This is a genomic window from Herbaspirillum sp. UBA812 (assembly GCF_002296545.1).
GTDB classification, from domain to species: Bacteria; Pseudomonadota; Gammaproteobacteria; order Burkholderiales; family Burkholderiaceae_D; genus Herbaspirillum; species Herbaspirillum huttiense.
Genome location: NZ_DBIC01000344.1, coordinates 1 through 4,636, shown reverse-complemented (window position 1 = coordinate 4,636; position 4,636 = coordinate 1). Strand labels below are relative to the sequence as shown.

The window sequence follows — 4,636 nt, the reverse complement described above, 5'->3', positions numbered from 1 at the left end:
CCAGCTGCTTGTCCGCGAAGATCACCTGCTTGAACAGGTTGTGCAGGAAGAAACCGTGCTGGGAGAAGATCTCGCGCTGCGGCTTGTGTTCCAGCGTCAGGCCGAAGCGATCGGCGATGCGTTGCGAAGAGGCGCTGACGGTCGCGCCTTCCTGCAGCGCGCTGGTGAAGTAAAAGCCACGGAAGACCGGCTTGAACTGGAAGGGATTCTCCTCGAACAGCGTGGTCACGAAGGAACGCAGCACACCCTTGATGGACGAGAACTCCAGCGGGAAGGTCAGTACGCCCGGTGCCAGGTTTTCGCCGCGCTTGACGGACATGTTGGCCAGGCTCATTTCCTTGAGGCCGGCATAGAGCTCGTCGAAGCGCTCGTCAAAGAAGCTGCTGACTTCCTGTCCGCTGCGCTTGCGGTCATAGGCGAGCGTCGCGCCCCAGACGCGATCGCGTTCGCCGCGCTCGGTGTCGAGGAAGAATTCGTTGAAGCCGGTGATCAGGTCGGCCTTGGTGAAGACCACATAGACTGGCGCAAACACTTCCAGCTTCTCGGTCAGCTCCTGCACGCGCTGGCGCAGGTTCTTGGCCAGGTTGATGGCGAATTCCGGACGGTTGCCGGTCAGCTCGGCGATGCTCACCGCGATGATGATGCCGTTGATCGGTGCCTGCTTGCGATAGCGCTTGAGCAGGCCGAGGAAGCTGAACCATTCATTTCGGTCTTCTTCGTACACCGAGTATCGCCCGGCAGTATCGAGCAGGATGCCGTCGGTGGTGAAGAACCAGTCACAATTGCGTGTACCCCCCACCCCATGGACGATCTTGCCGCCCTTGTCCGCAAAGGGGAACTGCAGGCCGGAGTTGGCGATGGCGGTACTCTTGCCGGCCGCCGGGTTGCCGATGACCATGTACCAGGGCAATTCATACAGTGCGGCGGCACCGGATTTCTGTCCCAGCTTGGACGTCTTGATGGTGTTGATCGCGTCCAGCATGCGCTGGCGCAGCGCATTCACGTCATCACGCCGCGCGCCGTCGCTGCTGGCGGGGGCGGCTTGCGAGGCTTGCTGTTCCAGCACGTTTTCCAGCTTGCCGGCGGCGCGCCGGACTTTCCAGCGCTTGTAGAGCCAGAACCCCAGCCAGACCAGCAACAGCAGGCCGAGCAGGGCTGCCGCCCAGATCAGGGCCACTTCGAGCTGGTCGGCACCGATGAAGAGGAAGGCCGCCAGGGCGGCGAAGCCGAGGAGGATGAGGACGCGCGTGTCGCTGAGGATGTGCCAGAGTCGTTGCATGATGTGAGCGCTTTGGTGTGGAGTTCTTGTTATACGGTCGCTGAAGCAGTGACGGGAGATGCCGGGGTTGCGGTGGATGCAGCTGAATCGGAAACGGGGGCCGATGCCGCCGCAATCGCGGGTGCACGGCTGAGGGCGACTACGGCGCGCTGATGAGCGTCCTCGTTGCAGACGCACAGGCTGGGCTGATCGCTGTCGTCGGTGGCGGCGTGCGCCAGCACCAGTGCCGACAGCGCCGTGGCCAGGCCGGCCGAACCGCAGCTGGCACCCAGCTTCACGCACTGGCTGCCGAGGTCGAGTTCGGGCAGCACGGCGTAACCCAGCTTCATGATTTCATCGGTGCGGCTGGCTCGGTAATCGCCATCGCTGACCAGCAGCGCGAGTTGATCGGGCACGATCGCCGCATCGCGCAGCGCGCCCTGCGCCAGCTGGATCAGCAGGTCACCCGCTACGCGGCGTGCCTGGTCGACGGACTGTTCGTGACGGCCCAGGCTGGCCCGGTGCAGCAGCACCGGATCGGCAGTACCCATGGCCAGTGCCTGGGTGGTATCGGCCAGGATCAGCCCGGCTGCAGCTTCTGCCGGGGATTTGCCGATGCTCTGTGCGCCTTGCAGCAATTGCTTGTCCTGCTGCCACGCTTGCACGATCTCCGGATCCAGATTGGACTGGGCCGCAATGACCATGGCGAGGTAGGACGAGGCAAGGTAAGGGGAGGGCTGCTGCGTACGCGGATCGCGGCTGGTCGCCACAAGACGGTCCAGATGCAGCAGGGGATGCGCATTTTCACCGGCGGCGGCCGGCAGGACGTTGAGCTTTTCCGGTGGCCAGCCTTGCTGGCAGACTTGTTCACCCAGCCAGCGGGCGGCCTGCATGCGTTGCTCGCTGCTCCAGGTGGGGGGCAGCAGCACCAGCAGATGCAGATGCGGCAAGCCGACTTCCTCCTGACGATGGCGCGGCGCGTCTTGATATTCTTCCAGCAGGGGATGCCACTGCAGCCGATCGCCCAGCTCCCGGGCGATGTCTGCGGCCAGCGCCAGGCTGCGCCAGTGTGCATTGTCCTGTGGTGTCAGCGCCTGCTCGGGGAAATGCTGCTGCTGCCAGGCCTGGTAGATTTCGCGTGTTTCTTCACCTTGAATATCGGAAATGCGCCCGGCGAGTATGGGCATGCCCTGATCGTTCACCAATTCGCCATCCAGGGGCAGGCGCACCGATTGCGACTTGATCTGTTCGAGCAGGTCGGCGGCATCCGCGCCGAAGGGCGAGCGCAGGGCGGTGGCCACGATGGCCAGGGTCCATTTGCGTTCGGGGGAATGGCCGGGTTCGGTCCCGGCTGCTGCCGGGGGCGGTGCGGCGGCTGCAGCGGCGGCCTTGGCGGCTGCGGCTGCGGCCATGGCGCTTCTGCCCTTGGCGATGCCCCATACCAGCAACAGGAAGACGGCCGGCAGCACCAGCAGATAGAGAATGACGTCACCGCCATCCGGCATGTGGTTGGCACCGGACCAATAGGTGATGAACATCACCCAGGTGACCAAGAAGACTGCGACGGTCAACAGACCCCGCTTTATCCATGTGCTCATCAGCGTTCGCTTTCCGGATTCTTTTTGTTGTAGTAAGCCCTGCCCCTGTCGTGATGGGTGGTGTCGCTCAGAGTGTCGTGGTGGCCTGGCCGGCGATAAGCACCGCGCCGCACGCGGTCTTGTCGCCGTCGCGCGCCACCGGTGCGCCATCCACCACCATGGTGGGATCGCCGCTGACGATGGTGGTGGTGCCATGGCGGGGACAACTGACCTTGTCGCCGATGCGCGCCACCAGCTTGTTGCCGACCAGGGTCTGGCCGGAACCTTCGATGACGCTGCCACCGTGCGAGGTCTTGTCTCCAAGGACGATGATCGGCTTGCTCATGGTGTATCCCCTTGTATTTCTACGATCTGTCTTTCGTCGGACGGCGACGCACAGGGCCGCGTCCAGCTCTATTTCTTCATCACGCCCGGCATGCGGTATTCGGTGTGGCCGAAATCCATCAGCTTCCAGCGGCCGCCCCAGGTCAGACCCACCGACTCGGCGACCTCGCCATAGAGGCGATAGCCTTCCATGGCCCATGGATCCTTTTCGCTGATCACCAGCTTGCCATTGCGCACAAAGGCGCAGTCGCCGGCCAGGCCGTACTGGTGATAACTCTGGAACGCGGCTGCATTGGTGACGTTGCTGCCCATCCCCGCCAGCATGGTCTGGCGCTCCGGACTGCGATAACCCTCGATGAGCGCCATCTCGTAACCATGCTTTTCCTTCATGATCTTGAAGACCAGGAGCAGGCGTTGGGCGTATTCAGGAATGAGCAGTTGCCAGTTGCGGCTGGCGTTGACCAGCATCGGACGGACCTGGATCACCTCAGCAGTGGTAAACATGTCCGGCGGCAAGGGCGGCGGTGGTACGAGTTGCTCACCTTTTAAAAGTTCCGCGATTTGAGAATTGGTTACGCGCTGGGTGTCGTCAAAACCCTGCAGCATCGATTTGCCGCTTAATAGAAATGCAACGATGGCTGGACCAATCAGCAAGACAGCAATCGTTGACACAATTACGTAATTATTGCGCACGTAGTCGACACTCGCTGTCAGGGAACTCCGGACGCTGGATGTGGTCCCTGCAATCACCTCATCGCCTCTTCTGTTCCAGCGTTCCCAGCGGGATCGCAGGCCGGCAAGGCGGGCGTGCAGGAAGCGTAATGTCAGCACTCTGCCGGATGGAAACAGCAGCAGCCACATGGCGAAGCCGGTGACCAGCAGATAGGCGGCGATGAGAAGGAACAGCACGACGAATCCCCTTTTTATTCTGGCCGGCGCTGGGTGGCACTGCGGTGCGGACGCCGACACGTTTCTGGAATTGAGCCGGCGCGTCAGCGAGACCGAGAGCGACTGGCAGGAAACGGAAAATTAATAAAAATCAAACAACTTGTTTCAAGTTGCACAACACAGGAGTACGGCCTTGCAGCCTCCGAACCAAGAGAAACCTGCATCCAGAAGACCGAGCTTGATGCCTGCATCCGACACTTCGTCTGCGGATGAAGTTCGCATCCTCAATTCGATTTCGGATGGAAAGACCAAAGCCCGCAGCAGCACCAGCGGGGAAGCGCGCAAGCCGCGCCGTGTGCTGTTGATCGTGCTGCTGCTGTTGCTGCTGGCAGGTGGCGTCACACTGGCGGCCCTGCGCATGAACAGCCATGACGCCGCGAGCACCCCCGTGCAGGCTGCGGCGGCACCGCCGGTGCCACCTCTGGCTTCTGCCACGCCGACCACCACCCCGGCACCGGGTGCCGTTGCGGAGCCCGCCACCGGTGCCGCCGCCGCACCGGCCGCGGCA

General features: G+C 62.7%; 4 protein-coding genes and 1 pseudogene. 1 reads left to right on the top strand and 4 read right to left on the bottom strand.

Annotation, left to right across the window (positions count from 1 at the left end; genetic code table 11):
• The 4 genes from tssM to B3873_RS23155 form a co-directional block, all read right to left on the bottom strand.
• A partial coding sequence (gene tssM / locus B3873_RS23170) for a type VI secretion system membrane subunit TssM (RefSeq protein WP_286869275.1) occupies positions 1–1,279 on the bottom strand: 1,279 nt, incomplete at its 3' end.
• A 29-nt stretch (positions 1,280–1,308) separates the two neighbouring features.
• Complete coding sequence (locus B3873_RS23165) at positions 1,309–2,856, bottom strand: hypothetical protein (RefSeq protein ID WP_286869274.1); 1,548 nt, start codon at positions 2,854–2,856, stop codon at positions 1,309–1,311.
• 67 nt (positions 2,857–2,923) lie between these two features.
• Positions 2,924–3,181: a PAAR domain-containing protein gene (locus tag B3873_RS23160; protein WP_034334647.1), complete on the bottom strand. Its 258-nt coding sequence runs from the start codon at positions 3,179–3,181 to the stop codon at positions 2,924–2,926.
• 68 nt (positions 3,182–3,249) lie between these two features.
• The gene (locus B3873_RS23155) at positions 3,250–4,089 is read right to left on the bottom strand and encodes a M15 family metallopeptidase (RefSeq protein ID WP_286869273.1); all 840 of its coding nucleotides are present in this window, start codon (positions 4,087–4,089) and stop codon (positions 3,250–3,252) included.
• Between the two features lie 220 nt (positions 4,090–4,309).
• Here B3873_RS23155 and B3873_RS23150 point away from each other — a divergent pair.
• Positions 4,310–4,636, top strand: a pseudogene (locus tag B3873_RS23150) (hypothetical protein); the annotation flags it as partial.